The 15798-nt window shown below is 38.5% G+C and carries 12 protein-coding genes and 1 pseudogene; 10 read left to right on the top strand and 3 right to left on the bottom strand.

Going from position 1 to position 15798, the window contains the following annotated elements:
• Positions 1-43 precede the first annotated feature (43 nt).
• The 4 genes from AC1M9D_RS05840 to rpmE all read left to right on the top strand — a co-directional run bounded on the left by AC1M9D_RS05840 (position 44) and on the right by rpmE (position 4145).
• Entirely contained in the window at positions 44-2221 is a 2178-nt protein-coding gene (locus tag AC1M9D_RS05840) for an AmpG family muropeptide MFS transporter (protein WP_092766096.1), read from the top strand.
• Between the two features lie 9 nt (positions 2222-2230).
• Positions 2231-2632, top strand: a complete 402-nt coding sequence (gloA, locus tag AC1M9D_RS05845; RefSeq protein WP_092766097.1) for a lactoylglutathione lyase — start codon at positions 2231-2233, stop codon at positions 2630-2632.
• 100 nt (positions 2633-2732) lie between these two features.
• Entirely contained in the window at positions 2733-3704 is a 972-nt protein-coding gene (locus AC1M9D_RS05850) for a bile acid:sodium symporter family protein (protein WP_092766098.1), read from the top strand.
• Between the two features lie 216 nt (positions 3705-3920).
• Positions 3921-4145 carry a 50S ribosomal protein L31 gene (gene rpmE / locus AC1M9D_RS05855; RefSeq protein WP_004971624.1) on the top strand — a complete coding sequence of 75 codons (225 nt, stop codon included), beginning with the start codon at positions 3921-3923 and terminating at the stop codon, positions 4143-4145.
• Positions 4146-4202: 57 nt separating this feature from the next.
• Here the strand turns inward: rpmE and AC1M9D_RS05860 are convergent, their stop codons facing one another.
• The 3 genes from AC1M9D_RS05860 to epmB are packed head-to-tail and all read right to left on the bottom strand — an operon-like array spanning position 4203 to position 9196.
• Positions 4203-6413 carry an EAL domain-containing protein gene (locus AC1M9D_RS05860; protein ID WP_481588445.1) on the bottom strand — a complete coding sequence of 737 codons (2211 nt, stop codon included), beginning with the start codon at positions 6411-6413 and terminating at the stop codon, positions 4203-4205.
• Positions 6410-8167 carry a GTPase gene (locus tag AC1M9D_RS05865; RefSeq protein ID WP_481588444.1) on the bottom strand — a complete coding sequence of 586 codons (1758 nt, stop codon included), beginning with the start codon at positions 8165-8167 and terminating at the stop codon, positions 6410-6412. The genes AC1M9D_RS05860 and AC1M9D_RS05865 overlap by 4 nt, the downstream gene beginning before the upstream one ends.
• 12 nt (positions 8168-8179) lie before the next feature.
• Positions 8180-9196, bottom strand: coding sequence for an EF-P beta-lysylation protein EpmB (epmB, locus tag AC1M9D_RS05870; RefSeq protein WP_481586652.1), 1017 nt, complete (start codon positions 9194-9196; stop codon positions 8180-8182).
• Between the two features lie 347 nt (positions 9197-9543).
• Between epmB and efp the strand changes: the two genes are divergently transcribed.
• The 6 genes and pseudogenes from efp to AC1M9D_RS05900 all read left to right on the top strand — a co-directional run bounded on the left by efp (position 9544) and on the right by AC1M9D_RS05900 (position 15792).
• Positions 9544-10113 (top strand): elongation factor P, encoded by a 570-nt coding sequence (efp, locus tag AC1M9D_RS05875; protein ID WP_035265851.1) that lies wholly within the window; start codon positions 9544-9546, stop codon positions 10111-10113.
• A gap of 170 nt (positions 10114-10283) precedes the next feature.
• Complete coding sequence (locus tag AC1M9D_RS05880; protein WP_481586653.1) at positions 10284-12377, top strand: carbon starvation CstA family protein; 2094 nt, start codon at positions 10284-10286, stop codon at positions 12375-12377.
• The gene (locus AC1M9D_RS05885) at positions 12374-12676 is read left to right on the top strand and encodes a YbdD/YjiX family protein (protein ID WP_481588442.1); all 303 of its coding nucleotides are present in this window, start codon (positions 12374-12376) and stop codon (positions 12674-12676) included. The genes AC1M9D_RS05880 and AC1M9D_RS05885 overlap by 4 nt, the downstream gene beginning before the upstream one ends.
• A 107-nt stretch (positions 12677-12783) precedes the next feature.
• Positions 12784-13818 (top strand): annotated as a pseudogene (locus AC1M9D_RS05890) (2-dehydropantoate 2-reductase).
• A 98-nt stretch (positions 13819-13916) separates the two neighbouring features.
• Entirely contained in the window at positions 13917-14876 is a 960-nt protein-coding gene (locus AC1M9D_RS05895; RefSeq protein WP_035265922.1) for an AAA family ATPase, read from the top strand.
• Positions 14877-14886: 10 nt separating this feature from the next.
• Positions 14887-15792: a DUF58 domain-containing protein gene (locus tag AC1M9D_RS05900; protein ID WP_481609441.1), complete on the top strand. Its 906-nt coding sequence runs from the start codon at positions 14887-14889 to the stop codon at positions 15790-15792.
• Positions 15793-15798 lie beyond the last annotated feature (6 nt).

Raw genomic sequence — 15798 nt, forward strand, 5'->3', positions numbered from 1 at the left:
GAGTTGAATAGCGAGAGTACTTTTCACTGAAAATAACAACGCAATGACATCACAATCTTCGTCACCAGAATCAGCTGGATGGACTTCGGCATTTAAAGCCTTTCTTGATCGACGCGCGATCATTATGCTTTTTTTGGGTTTCTCATCAGGTATCCCAATTTTTCTGATTTTTTCAACTCTATCTTTCTGGTTGAGTGAAGCCGGTATTCAGCGTAGTACCATTACCATGTTTTCATGGGCAGCCTTAGCTTATGCCTTCAAGTTCATTTGGGCACCTTTGATTGACCGATTACCATTGCCTTATTTAACAAGGAAATTGGGTAAACGACGAGGGTGGTTGTTGGTTTCACAGATTTTGGTCGCAATTGCTATTTGTTCAATGGCATTTACTGATCCGAGTATTCATGGAGGAAGTATAGGGCCATTTTCAAGTTTAACGTTCATGGCGATATCCGCAATCTTTCTCGGATTCTCATCAGCGACACAAGATATTATTGTGGATGCTTATCGTATTGAGTTGACACAAGATACGAGTGTTCAGACGGTTATGGCTTCGACCTATAACGCAGGTTATCGAATTGCGACCATCGTAACTCAGCTCGGTGCATTACTCTTCGCTGCATCACTTGGTACAGCCATGGGTAACTATATTTATGAGGCGTGGCAGTCCACCTATTTGCTCATGGCTGGATTGATGATGATCGGGATTGTGACGACTTTAGTGATTCATGAACCGGTAGTAAATCAAGAACCTCATCAGTATCAAGCAAAGGATTATTTTCAGTTATTTATCGTCTTTGTGATTTCAACAGTAGTCTTCGTTTGTGGGTTTCTCCAATTTGGTGCTTGGATTTCACAGTTAAATATCGATGGTAATTTTCTGTCATTTATCGGGCAAGTTTTACGTTTCTTCGCAAGTGTGGCGTTGGCTGTGTTGGTCGTATTTGGATTAACCCGAGCAAAACTCATTGATGAAAAAATAGTCGTCGAGACATGGCTATCACCGATTTTAGATTTCTTCAAACGTTATGGTTTGAAAGTTGCGTTAGCTATTTTATTACTCATTGGTTTTTATCGAATTTCAGATATTGTCGCTGGGGTGGTCGCCAATCTTTTTTATCTTGATTTGAATTTTGATAAAGAAGAAATCGCTTGGTTTAACAAGTTTTTCGCCATTTTTTTTGTAATTTTAGGTGGCTTCCTTGGAGGCTTATTAGCTCAGCGTTATAACATTATGAAAATGATGTTGGTGGGCGCTATTGTTGCCAGCACGACCAATCTCATCTTTGTGGGGCTCGTAAAATCTGGACCAACGATGAATCAAGTCTTGGTACAAATGGGAGGTCAACAGCATCAAGTGACTCCTGATGAAGTGGGGAACTGGTCTTTAAAGCTCCCTGCATCTAATTTTGCTGAACATAATAGTATTCAAGTGTTATCCACCCCTGATGGTTATGATAAAGCCCTGAATGTTGAAATCCCGCTTCAACGCTATTCGAGTCAGGATGATTCTCAGATTTTCATCCAAGCCATTGGAGGGGATAATGTTCTCTACCAAGATGAGTTAAGCAAGGATGTCATTATTCGCGGTCAACTCTCGAACTTAAAAGCTGAAAGCACACTACAAACACTGAATATTCGTATTTCAAATCAGCAAGTGATACCTGCGAAGTTGGATCAAAATAATTGGAGCGTGGTCGTCCCCGGAGACAGTCTAAAAGACCACACTAAATTTACGGTGCAAGCGGTTGTACAGCATGCAGGTCAGGCGCATGAATTAACCCAAGATCATATTTATAAAACAGTTTCAACGATCCAACCGAAGTCACGTATGGCTTTATCTGATCTTCCAGCTGTTCAAGTTGATAGTGATCAAATAGTCGAACTCAAAGGTAAAGTGGTTGTCCCTTATAGCAAGGTGTGGCTGGTGATGGGGATTGTATTTGACAATCTCGCATCAGGACTTGCTGGTGCAGTATTTATTGCGTTCCTATCAAGTTTGACTAGCGTTTCATTTACAGCAATGCAATATGCAATTTTTAGTTCATTGATGTTATTACTTCCAAAGATGATTGGTGGCTATTCAGGTACAATAGTGACAAACTTCGGTTATTCATCATTCTTCTTTATGACTTTTTTAATGGGTTTACCTATTTTGTTACTTGTTATTTGGGTGGCGAAATTGTTAAATCAGTTGAAAAGTACATCTTTCAATCAATAGGTAAATTTTATGCGAATGTTACATACCATGTTACGTGTAGGCAATTTAGAGCGTTCATTGGCGTTCTATACTGAAGTACTCGGTATGACTTTGCTTCGTAAACGTGATTATGAAGAAGGTCGATTCACTTTAGCCTTTGTGGGTTATGGTGATGAAGAAAACAATACTGTTCTTGAGCTAACGTATAACTGGGATACAGACAGCTATGAGCTGGGTAATGCGTATGGTCATATTGCGATCGCAGTGGATGATGCGTATAAGGCGTGTGAAGAAATCAAAGCACGTGGTGGTAACGTTGTCCGTGAAGCTGGACCAATGAAAGGCGGCGTAACCGTAATCGCTTTTGTGGAAGATCCAGATGGTTACAAGATTGAACTTATTCAACAAGACAGTAACGCGAGAAATAATTAAATTTCACTCGCTGATTTGTGAGTAAAATTTTAAAGATAAGCCCAATCAATGTGTATTGGGCTTATTTTCAATTCAGATAGAATAAAAAGAGGGATATGGGGTGCTAAAGTTCTTAGCGTTAGATCGTTTCACGATATTGCTGTTTGTTATGGTGATTTTAGCGTCAGTGATGCCAATTTCAGGTGTTGCTGCTCACTATTTTTCTTATTTCACCACGATTGCAATTGCAATCCTATTTTTTTTACATGGTGCAAAGTTATCACGTGAGGCGGTGATTCAAGGCATTAAACATTGGCAATTACACAGTTTGGTCTTTGCACTGACGTTCGCAGTTTTCCCAATTCTAGGATTAATAGCTAAACCTGTATTGCTACCGCTACTTGGACAAGAACTGTATTGGGGCTTCTTGTTTATGTGCTTTTTACCCTCAACAGTTCAGTCTTCTATTGCATTTACTTCTGTAGCAGGTGGTAATGTCGCAAGTGCTGTGTGTAGTGCTTCATTCTCTAATATTATTGGTATGTTTATCACTCCTATATTAGTGACCTTATTTATTTTAGGTCAGTCTGATCATGGGTTCGATCCAACCAATGCGATAGTCAAAATTATTCTGCTCTTATTGGTTCCATTTATTCTGGGACAATTATTGCGTCCTATCGTTTTTCCTCTGATTCAAAAAGCCCCGAGTATTGTCAAAACTTTTGATCAAGGATCAATTCTTTTGGTGGTGTATGGCGCATTCAGTAGTGCAGTCGTAGCAGGTCTATGGAATGAAGTCAGTGGGGTGACCTTAATGTGGTTAATTATTGCATGCTCTGTGCTTCTGACTTTGATTATGCTTTTAGCCTATCACGCCCCAAAGTGGTTTGGATTTAATCGTGCCGATCAAATTGCTGTATTTTTTTGTGGTTCTAAGAAAACACTCGCAAGTGGAGTGCCTATGGCGCAAATTCTTTTCATTGGACAACCTATGGGGATGATCATATTGCCAATTATGATTTTCCATCAAATCCAATTAATGGTGTGCGGAATTATTGCAAATCATTGGTCCAAGCAAATTGAAAAGTCTTAAAGGAAAAATTCGCTATCTGAAATAAAGTGGCGTATAATGTCGTCCACTTGTTGTGCTTAGCTCTGACGGAAGCCGTCTCGGTGGGCCAAAAGAATGGTCTGTTGTGGTGTTGATCTGCTGTATTTCAGCCTTTCCTCTGCGTCTGTTGTAATGGATGAAGAGAGTGATCAATTGCGATGACAGCTAAAGCCTTCTTAACTCTATGGAGAATCGACCATGCGCGCCGATATTCACCCAAAATACGAAAAATTAGTTGCTACTTGCTCTTGCGGTAACGTAATCGAAACTCGTTCAGCTGTTGGTAAAGAAACACTTTACCTAGACGTATGCTCAGCTTGCCACCCATTCTATACTGGTAAGCAAAAGAACGTTGACACTGGCGGTCGTATCGACAAGTTCAAACAACGTTTTGCTGGTATGTCACGTTCTATCAAACGTTAATACCCAAAATAAAAAAAACAGGCGTTCAGCCTGTTTTTTTATGTCCAAAATTTGGAATTAACTTTGATCTTGAACATTCATGAGCTGATCCAATTTACGCTGGTAATAATCACCTTGTAAAAATCTCACGTCGACATTCCACGCGTTGGCAAAGCTATTCATATCATTGAGATTTTTGAGTAATAAATTGACTGATCGATGACTATTGAAGTATTCAATCGCTTGTTTAAAACGTTCAATACCTTCTTCAGTATTTAAATCATCTGTGAATTCTTCATGCAGCGTGAAATTCTGAATATTGGCAACTTTGAGAATGAGATCGCTACATTTACTTAATCCAAACTCGCAAACGGCAATATCTGCACCTTGTGCTCTCAATACCTCAATCGCAGGCAGAATTTCATTTAAATGTTGAGCAATGTATTTTTCTTTAAACTGTAAAATCAGTGGTTGAGGTGCTTTTGCTCCTACAATCATGAGCAGTTTTGAAATTAATTCTGCCAATTGATGATGCTTTAAAAGAACATGGTGTCGTAAATTAATAATCAGTTTAGCTTCAGGATATTGTGTTAAAAAATTGTGCAGTTGCTTTGCTGCTTCAACCAAAATCCATCGGTCAATTTTAATAGACAACTCAGGGTCACCCACCAATTCTTCAATATCGTCCAATTGAATCCATTGGTTTTCAAAAATAAACCCACTGCTTACTTCATAGGTATTAAGACTAGTGTCTTCTTTATCATAGATTTGTTGGAACTTTAGCGTAATTTGATCGCGTTCAAGAACTTTACGAAGATGTACTAGGATATCGCCGTGAACTTCGTCTGACTGTACAGGTTCTTCAATTGCTTGAAATACAAATTCTGTTGAATGATCAGGCTCTACTTCAGAAGAAGGTGTATTCAACTGAATAGAGGTCGGCTCATCTGCTTGAGTAACTTCAAAATGAATCTCTTCAATTTCTTCAAGCGTTGTCTCTAAAGCAGCATCATTGCTCAATAAATTGGGTAGGGGTGTGTTATAAGCATTTGCAATGAGCTGTTCAAAATTATCTACATTTAAATCTGACAGTTTGAAGAGACTATAACCAATTTTGACATGCTGTTGATAGGTTTGATCTCCCAGATTGACGAGCCTAGGTTTTTCAAGCGCATGTAGTGCAGAGAGTCTTGATTTTAGAACTTCAATCGTTTCAGCTTGAATGATAGTGGCATACAGGGCTGTTTCAATTTTAAATACAGCGCCATTGGTCTGTTCGAGAATAAAGTCTGAAAGTTTGCCGAAATAGCCTTTAAAAGTATCCCAATCAGAACTCAAGATATAGTCTGGACAACTGGCTAGGCTGAAGATGACCAAAGCATTTTCTTGAGCAGGGTGTTCTTCAAGATGTTGTAAAATTTTTGCCAATGTTGTGTGTGGTGCAATTCTACTGTCTTGGTGAGGTGCAGTCTCAAGTTGAGGACTAAATGGTTGATCATCCTGTTGAAAATGCGTTGAAATCGTAATTTCAATGATTTGATTTTGATCTGTAGGATTACATTCAATTTGGACTGGATTTTGATGTGTTAACTGTGGATTAAGAGAAATCAGTTCAAAAGGTCCATACTCAAATTTACCGAAAGCTAATTTTTTAAATCGTGCTTTAAAAGATTGAATATCCTCAGGTTGTATTAAATCAATGAGCGGGGATCCAATAACGTCATCAAACGTGTTGAAGCCAAATAAATGCGTAAACTCATGGTTGCATTCAACGACAATCCCTTCTTCTATGATTGCAACTGCTTTTTTATGCTCTTCGATCCAATTTTGTTTAATTTGAACATTGTGTTTCAGTACATCCGTTAATTGCATCTGATTTTTTTGTAAGCGACTAAAAGCCAATGCTCGAATAATTTTAAGTAAACATTGTTCAGGTTGATCAATATTTAAAACATCATAGATGCCCATCGAAATGAGTTTTACTTCAGACATTTCTAGCGCTTCTGGAGCTAGATAAAGTGTTGGGGTAAAAGCTTTATCAGAATCTGCAAGCAGTCGAAGAAAATGAGTTAAGGTCAGTTCATAGGCACGACCAAACAGAATTAAATCCCAACCTAAATGAAGTTGCTTTTCAAGACTCACTTGATCATCGAGTAGCACAGCTTCTACCTTGTACCCGCGTTTTTCGAGTAAAGAGATAATATGGTTATAACGAATCTGGTTATCATCGACAATGAGTAAGCGCATTCCAGATTGCTTTAATTGTGTTGATAGAAGTAGGTTTTTCACTTCAATGCTTCCCATACGTCTTGAAAACGATTTGATTCAAGGTTTTGATGTTGTAAAAATTCATCAATCAAATATTGCTGCTCATCATTAAATAATTCAAATTCAAATTGAACAAAACTTTGTGTGATGAGCATGGTCTTTATCAATTCTACTTTGATATCTTGATCAGTTAAGCGTAGATAAATAGATTGTTGTTCTTTGAAAAACTGTAAATTTGGCAAAATAAGAGAATGCTGTGGAGCATCAATCTTCAAGGTTTGTACAAATAAACATGGATGATAATTAAAAGAACTTCGATCTGTATAAACTTTTGCGGCGCAAGGGTGGATGTCGGGTCCAATCACTTCAAGCCCAAGTTCATAGCTTTTTTTAACAGATTGTTTAATCCAACGAATTACACCACCTTTCCATTTGCTGTTCACCCCCTCATTGATCAGGATAAATTCACCAGTTCTCAAATTTGGAGGTGCTTCTTCTTCTAACCAACGTACGCGATAGCCATTTAAACTGATATCTAAAACTTGAGCCGCATGGATTTGACGTGCCTGTTTATCTAGAACTTTGTTTGATTTGTCTGTATAGGCATCTGGGTAGTCATTTAAATATGTAAACGCAAACTCGTCTTCTGATTTTGATTTAGGCGGTGTTAGTCGCAAGGTTTCGCTAAAAGTTTTGGTCTTTGAGAGATAATAATGTGCGGTAAGTAAACTGAAACAGAGTTGTAACTGAGCGGAATGTTCATAACGTTCATGTCTGCGTTCAATGGTCGAGCCTAAAACATTTTGTACATGAAATTTAAGAGGCGCAGTTAAATATGCTTTCTCTTTCTTAGATAGATATTCATTGTCCTTTTGAATGGTTAAGTTTACATGCTCAAGCAACGATTGTGTCGCCACGAAAATGTTTGGTTTAAAACTCTCATGGTGTTTTCGGTTGTAAACTGGCGGATGATCTTTAGTGGTATCAATAACGTAACGAGATAAAGCGGTTTCGCGTGGTAAAACTTGCACTAGTTGTGCCCAATCCGCTGTGCATTGATAGAGCGCGTAGATCTCAGAAGGACGAATTTGGTGAGTATTAAATATTTCTAATAATAAGACTTGGGCATAGCATTGTTGAATATTTTTTAAAGCGTGATGAGTGCCTTGCAATAAATTAATATTCACCGTGTGTTCTTGGTTTTTTAATGCCAAATCATACAGATAATGGGTCATTAACCATTGCTTAGACAAGGCAGAACGATAAAGCATCTGTTGTTGTACTAGCAATAAACCCAATTGTTGAAGAGCGTAATAACTGGAAAGGAGTCGTGCAGTTTTCACATTACGCTTTTGAGCAAACTTCAAAATAGAAAACTTTTGTTGTTTTAGCTGCATTTCACTGCGCTGTGCAATATCTATGTAGATATCAGCAAATAATGTTCTCAAGCGAGTGGTTAATTCTATAATATCTTTGTTACGGTCAGATAGAAAAAGACCTTGATTTAAAAAGTTTTTTTCAAGTCTCTCTAAAATATTTTCGATCAAAGGATGTAGCGCTTGAATAAGATCAAAGCGCAATGTTTCCGAACATTTGAGTTCAGCGATTTCATATAGGGCTTTCAACACCGCTTCAGAGGTGTCACCTAATTGCATAATTGAAAGTTGAGATGCCCAAAAACCCAAGTCCTGAACATTTGCATTTGCAAAACTCAGTTGATCTCGAGTCAAGGCAGTAGGATAGTGAAAAATTTCTGAAATCTGAGCCTGAAGCATGTGAATGAGTCTCTAAAAAGTGGCAACTCCATAAAGCGGTGTTTTATTCTGTTCTCCCGCAATTTCTCTAACCAGCTTTGGAACCAAGTATCCAGGCAACCTTGCCAAAACCTCTTTATAGATTGAATCAATAGATTCACTTGGTAAATCAAAATGCTGAGCACCTTTCACTTTATCCAACACATGTAAATAATAAGGCATCACACGCGCATCAAATAATCGATGACTTAGATCAACCAAAATATCAGGATGATCATTAATACCTTTTAATAACACAGCTTGATTCAACACCAAAATATTTTGTTGTGAAATTTGCATTAATTTCGAAGCGGTAAAGTCATCAATTTCAGCAGCATGGTTTGAGTGTACCACTAGAATAATACGTAGCCTACTGTTTTTTAACAGAGAAATAAGTTCATCATCAAGCCGATTTGGAATAACGATTGGAACTCGAGAATGAATACGCAAAATTTTAAGATGTGGAATTGAACTTAATCTATCGATCCAAACGGCAAGTTTACGATTTGAAAGTGTTAGGGGATCCCCTCCGCTTAAGATCACTTCATTGATTTCTGGATGAGCGAGTAAGTAGTCTTGTATTTTTTTCCAGTCGTCATTTTTAGGTAAATTTTCTTGATATGGAAAATGACGTCTAAAACAATAACGACAATGAACAGCACATGCACCTGTTAAAGTCAGTAAAAAACGTGACTGATATTTATGTAATACACCTGGAATTAAATTGGCAGCCTCCTCATCAAGGGGGTCTGTCACAAAATCAGGATGTTCATTTAACTCCAGATGATGAGGGAGTACTTGAAGTAACAGTGGATCATCAGGATTAGATTTTTGCATCTTCGCGACGAAGGCGCGAGGGACTCTTAATTTAAATTGGGCTGATGCCAAAATTGCACCATGTATTAAATCTTCAGGTTGCAATTCCAAGAGTTCAATGAGCTCATGTGGGTCAGTGATTAAATCGCTGAGTTGATTTTGCCAATGTTGCTCTTGATACAAATAGTGGGTCATACAGTTTAAATTTAGAGGGAGATAAAAGGCTTCATTTTAAATCAAAACCCATTGAAAAACTCAGTTGTGTCCTGATTAAGCCTTCTTTATTGAATGTTGGGATGAAAATACTCAAGCCTAAAGATGATCAAATTAAGTCTACAACAGTAGTTCTGCATGGAACTTAGACAGCTTAAACGTTGTATTTCGGAATTTATCATTGCGGCAGAGTAGGTTGGTCATTTAGAATACGCAACATAAATGCATGTGCATGTGGCATATCATGCACCTGTCAGACTTGCTAAATGACAGTGTAGCAGCCCATCGCATTAATAGATTAAAGTTAGTAAGTTTGGAGTGAGCCTCTCATGGCCTATTATTCTACGAACGATTTCAAGTCTGGCCTTAAGGTAATGCTTGATGGTAACCCATGCTCAATCATGGAAAACGAATACGTTAAACCAGGTAAAGGCCAAGCGTTCAACCGTGTTAAATTACGTAACCTTAAATCAGGTAAAGTATTAGAAAAAACATTCAAATCTGGTGATTCTTTAGAAGCTGCAGATATCGTAGAAGTAGAAATGGACTACTTATACAACGACGGCGAACTATGGAACTTCATGGATCCTGTAACTTTCGAGCAAATTGCGGCTGATAAAGTTGCAATGGGTGATGCTGCGAAATGGTTGAAAGACGATTCAAACGAAAAATGCACAATCATGTTGTGGAATGGTGTTCCTTTAACAGTGAATGCACCTAACTTCGTGGTATTAAAAATTGTTGAAACTGATCCAGGCGTACGTGGTGATACTTCTGGCGGTGGTGGTAAACCAGCGAAACTTGAAACAGGTGCTGTAGTACGTGTTCCATTATTCGTTCAACAAGAAGAAAGCGTTCGTGTTGACACACGTACTGGTGAATACTTAGAACGTGCATAATGGTGTAAATTTATACTATTATCGAAAGGGATGATGACAATCATCCCTTTTTTAATGCCAAGGTCTAAGGTAAAGAAGAATTATTGAGGAGTATAGTCGCAAGGGAAAACAGCAGTAACACGAATAATAAAATTGAGCTGATTGCAAATACGAAATAATGAGGGTTTGATATGGATCAAATACAACCGAAGTCATCCATGGCTTCGAAATTGATTTGGATTATTGTGGCCATAATTGGCGCAGTGTCCTTTGGAATATTAGCGGTTAGTCGTGGAGAACATGTCAACGCAGTTTGGCTCGTACTCGCTGCAGTCTGTGTTTACAGTATTGCATATCGTTTTTATAGTTTATTTATTGCAAATAAAGTATTCGAGTTAAATGCTCGGCGTTTAACACCTGCGCACCGTCTAGCGGATGGTCTAGATTATGTGCCTACAAATAAAAGTGTTCTGTTTGGTCATCACTTTGCTGCGATTGCAGGTGCTGGTCCGTTAGTTGGGCCTATTCTTGCTGCGCAAATGGGTTATTTACCAGGAACGATTTGGCTGTTAGTCGGTGTTGTACTGGCAGGTGCAGTCCAAGATTTTCTAGTTTTATTTATTTCTACACGCCGTGACGGACGTTCACTGGGTGAAATGGCAAAACAAGAACTGGGTTCATTTGCAGGAATTATTGTGATGCTTGGCGCATTAGGGGTAATGATCATTATCCTAGCTGTGCTTGCACTCGTGGTGGTTAAAGCATTAACCAATAGTCCATGGGGTGTGTTTAGTATTGCTGCCACCATTCCAATTGCATTATTTATGGGCGTATATATGCGATATATCCGTCCAGGAAAGATTGCCGAAGTTTCAATCATTGGCTTTGTACTGATGATGCTCGGTATCATCTACGGTGAAAATATTGCTCAACATCCTTATTGGGGGCAATTATTCACTTTATCTGGTACAGAGTTAACATGGGCATTGATTATCTACGGTTTCATCGCTTCTGTATTACCAGTATGGTTGTTATTGGCTCCACGTGATTATTTATCGACTTTCTTGAAAATTGGCGTGATTGCAGGTTTAGCATTGGGTATCGTATTTGCGATGCCTGAATTAAAAATGCCTGCAATTACCCACTTCGTAGATGGCACGGGACCTGTATTCTCTGGATCACTTTTCCCATTCTTATTTATTACCATTGCCTGTGGTGCAATTTCAGGTTTCCATGCATTGGTTTCATCAGGAACTACACCTAAGCTCGTAAATAATGAACGCGATATCCGGATGATCGGATACGGCGGTATGTTGATGGAATCATTTGTCGCAATCATGGCGATGATCTGTGCAACGATCTTGGATCCAGGCGTTTATTTTGCCATTAACTCACCAGCTGCGGTGATAGGAACGACGGTTGAAAGTGCCGCAGAGGCGGTACGTAATTTAGGATTTGTGGTTACACCTGAAGCTCTAACACTACTTGCTCAAGAGGTTGGTGAAAGCACAATTCTTTCTCGTACTGGTGGTGCACCGACGTTTGCGATTGGTATGGCGCACATCATCACTGAAATTTTTAATAGTCGAGAAATGATGGCATTTTGGTATCACTTTGCGATCTTGTTTGAAGCGCTCTTTATTCTAACTGCTGTTGATGCAGGAACACGTGCTTGCCGTTTTATGGTTCAAGATACTGTGGGGATCGTTGTCCCTGCGGTTAAAAACTCTAAGTCGTTTGTGGGCAACTTGATTGGTACTGCCGTTGCAGTCTCAGGCTGGGGTTTCTTTGTATATCAAGGGGTAGTTGATCCACTGGGCGGTATTAATAGTTTGTGGCCATTATTTGGTATTGGTAACCAAATTTTAGCTGCGATGGCGCTGATGCTGGGTACCGTAATTCTGTTTAAGATGAAGAAAGAAAAATATGTATGGGTCACCATTGTTCCAACGATTTTCCTATTCATTACAGCGATGACTGCTGGTTGGCAAAAAATCTTCCATGAAAATCCAAAAATCGGATTCTTGGCACAAGCAGATCGTTTCAATGCGGCTATTGAGCGAAACGAAATTTTAGCGCCTGCGAAATCAATTGCGGAAATGCAAACTGTTGCTTTATCAAATCAGATTAATGCTGCGTTATGTGCATTCTTTATGATTGTTGCTGTGGTGATGTTATTTGCTGCTATTAAAGTGATTCGTCGTGCTTTAGCAAATCCGCAGCCAACGGCTCAAGAAGCTGAAGCAATTTATACTGATCAAATCCCTGCAGGAGAGACCAAATGAGTTTGAAAGAACAAATTCGTCAAAAGCTAGCATTGGGTAAAATCATTAAATTCACGATTTTGGCTCAGCCGAAGAAGTTTTTAATGTTGAATGGAATCAAAACAGTTCAACTGATTTGGCAGCGGCTACAACAAAGTTTTCGTTTAATGGTGGGTGTGCCAGATTACCAAAACTATGTAGAACATATGAAAAAGCATCACCCTGACTTAGAGCCAATGGATGAAAAAACTTTTCATCGTTATTGTGTCGATGCACGCTATCCAAGTGCAGCAGGCGGTATGAAGAAATGTCCATGTTAATTTTCTAGCTTTACATAAAAAACGGCACTGAGGTGTCGTTTTTTATTTGTCTTAATTGTATAAAACCTGACAAATTTATTGTTCTGAAACTCGTATACTCTTGATCAATAACAAAGGATAAAAACACGAAAATTGGAATTTATGGTGCTGGGTCGATTGGGTGTTATATCGGTGGAAGAATGGTCGCAGCAGGCCATCAGGTGACATTTTACTGTAGAGAAAGAAGCTATCAAAAATTAAGCCAAAATGGGTTGGAGCTCTGTGATTTAAACGGCTACCATCATAAGCTCATTCCAGATCAATTAAGACTTACAACAAATCTAGCAGAAGTCCTAGACACGGACTTAGTCATGATTTGTGTAAAATCAGCAGCGACAGAGCAAGTGGCATCTGAAATACGAAGCTGTGACACTCTCAATAAACCACGTCTCATCGGTTTTCAAAATGGGGTGAATAATGTTCCACGGTTAAAAAAAATGCTGCCAGAATGGGAGATTATGGAAGGAATGGTTCCATTTAATGTCGCAGAACTCAAACCTTCTCATTTTCATCAAGGTTCTGATGGAATATTAATGATAAAAAAATTTGCAGAAAATAATCAGCTAAAAATAATGTTAGATGCGGCGAAACTACAAGTTGAATTCCGTGATGATATGTTAGAGGTACAGTGGGCTAAAGTCTTATTCAACTTGAACAATTCGATTAACGCTTTATCTGGTCTAACTTTAAGAAATCAACTTACTAATCGAATGTATAGAAAGTGCCTTGCTCAGGCACAGTTAGAGACGCTTCAAATTTTAAAGCAGGCAAATATTAAACCCGCACAATTAACGCCTGTACCAGCGAACATCATTCCTCATATTCTTTGACTTCCTAATTGGTTGTTTAAGTTGATCAGTCGCAAAATGTTAGCCATTGATCCACTAGCTCGTTCATCTATGCAGGATGATCTGAATTTAGGGCGCACGACGGAGGTTGATTGGATTAATGGTGAAGTGGTCAGACTTGCTAATACACTCGGGGGGAATGCACCGATCAACAGCTATTTTATTGAACAGATCAAGCTGGCGGAAAACAATAATTCAAGCCTTCAAATTGGACCTGAAGAGATGCTCACACAGTTGAAGCTTATTCAGCATTAAGTTTGATACTGATTCTTTAATACACTGATTATTAGAAATATTTGAGAAAATAAAAAAAACCTGTATGGTAGAAATATACCGTTTTGGAAATGTAAATGATGATTTGGGGAATGAAGCAGAGTGTTCAATCAAAAGATATTATACAGCCTGAGTTAGAATCTCAGATTCAATCATTTACTCCCAAAATTTCATTATTTCTAGAACAAATCAATCAAATTGTTTTGGATAAAAATACGCAAACTGAATTGGCTTTATGTAGTTTAATTGCAGGTGGTCATATTTTATTTGAAGACTTACCTGGATTGGGTAAGACCACATTGGCCAGTAGTTTGGCATCATTATCAGGTTTATCATTTCAAAGAATCCAATTTACCAATGATATGCTCGCCAGTGATGTAATTGGCGTGAATGTTTTTAATCAAAAAGAGCATCAGTTTGAATTTAAGTACGGACCTGTCTTTACCCAAGTTCTTTTGGCAGATGAAATTAATCGCTGTAGTCCTAAGACACAGAGTGCATTGCTAGAAGCGATGGAAGAGGGCTACGCCACGATTGATGGACAGCGTTATGCTTTACCTCAGCCTTTTTGGGTGATAGCAACTCAGAATCCACTCTTTCAAAGCGGGACTTATGCACTACCAGAGTCTCAGTTAGACAGATTCCTCATGCGGTTATCTCTTGGCTATCCATCTCGCCATGCAGAAAAAATACTTCTTCAACAAGAATCACGTGCCAAATTAATCGCACAGTTGATCCATGTATTTAATGAGACTGAAATACTAAGATTGCAATCCTTGACTCATCAAGTCCATTTAAGTGATGCAATTCAAGACTATTTATTGGATTTGGCTGCGGTAACACGAAAAAGTGCGCATGGTTTATCGACGCGTGGATTATTGGCTTTAAAACGAGCATCACAAGCGAGAGCGATCGTGCATGCCAGAGCCTTTGTCATTCCTGATGATGTAAAAGCTGTATTTTCAGCAGTATGCGCTCATCGATTAAACTTGAGTGAGGATGAGACGGTCTCCCTAATGAATCAGGTTAAATTGATTTGAGGGTATGCAGGTGACCAGTATCTGGAAGCAATGGTTAAAAAAAAGATTTCGGTTTGAGCAGAGTAAAAAAATTGGTCAACGCGATATTTTGATTTTTATTTATCAGCAAGGTTTCTTATATCTTGTGTTGATTTTGATCACATTTATTGCGGGTATTAACTATGCCAATAATTTGATATTAGGTTTCTGCTTTTTAATTAGTGCGATCTTATGCATTAGTTTTTATATCACCTTTAAACAATTGCATGGTCTTGAGATAGACATCATTACTGATGAAGTCGGACAGGTAGGGCACTCGATTTTATTTAAAATCTACTTGAATCAACCTTATTCATATTCACGTTATTTATCGATCTCCATCGATTCTGAGACACAGCATATTCACATTGACCAAAAACAGTCTGAATGTGTTATTCAGATTCAGGTTGATCAACGAGGACAGTATAACTATCCCGATATACACATTGCTTCAGTGTATCCATTTGGTCTTGTTCGAGCTTGGACTTTTATCTTTCATGGACGACATGCATGGATTGCGCCTCAAGCCAAAATAAATCCGAATACAAGCTTTTCAAATGCATTTGTATTGGATCAGGAAAAAGATGAGTTTAAAGAATTAAGAAGTTTTCAGGTCGGCGACTCATTACAAAGTGTATCTTGGAAGCAGGCTGCTCGTGGACAAGGTTTGTATATTAAAGTTTTTGAAGAGCATCAACAGGATCGATGTGTTGATATTCATTATCATCATATGCCGTCAGTCGAGCATGAAGAAAAGCTCAAATATATGATGGGTGTGGTGGAGCAGTGTGAGCAATTACAAATTCCTTTTAAGCTGGTGTTACCTCATGCCGAATTGAATCAAGGATTTGGAGCTGAGCATATCAAGCAGGCTAAAATTCTGCTTGCTCAGGCATAAAGTGTG

The organism is Acinetobacter sp. ANC_7682 (assembly GCF_056779795.1).

Excerpts from the sequence above, each read along its gene's own strand:
- AC1M9D_RS05840 (WP_092766096.1), top strand. The coding sequence starts at position 44 with ATGACATCACAATCTTCGTCACCAGAATCAGCTGGATGGACTTCGGCA.
- gloA (WP_092766097.1), top strand. The coding sequence starts at position 2,231 with ATGCGAATGTTACATACCATGTTACGTGTAGGCAATTTAGAGCGTTCA.
- rpmE (WP_004971624.1), top strand. The coding sequence starts at position 3,921 with ATGCGCGCCGATATTCACCCAAAATACGAAAAATTAGTTGCTACTTGC.
- AC1M9D_RS05865 (WP_481588444.1), bottom strand. The coding sequence starts at position 8,167 with ATGCTTCAGGCTCAGATTTCAGAAATTTTTCACTATCCTACTGCCTTG.
- epmB (WP_481586652.1), bottom strand. The coding sequence starts at position 9,196 with ATGACCCACTATTTGTATCAAGAGCAACATTGGCAAAATCAACTCAGC.
- efp (WP_035265851.1), top strand. The coding sequence starts at position 9,544 with ATGGCCTATTATTCTACGAACGATTTCAAGTCTGGCCTTAAGGTAATG.
- AC1M9D_RS05880 (WP_481586653.1), top strand. The coding sequence starts at position 10,284 with ATGGATCAAATACAACCGAAGTCATCCATGGCTTCGAAATTGATTTGG.
- AC1M9D_RS05885 (WP_481588442.1), top strand. The coding sequence starts at position 12,374 with ATGAGTTTGAAAGAACAAATTCGTCAAAAGCTAGCATTGGGTAAAATC.
- AC1M9D_RS05895 (WP_035265922.1), top strand. The coding sequence starts at position 13,917 with ATGATTTGGGGAATGAAGCAGAGTGTTCAATCAAAAGATATTATACAG.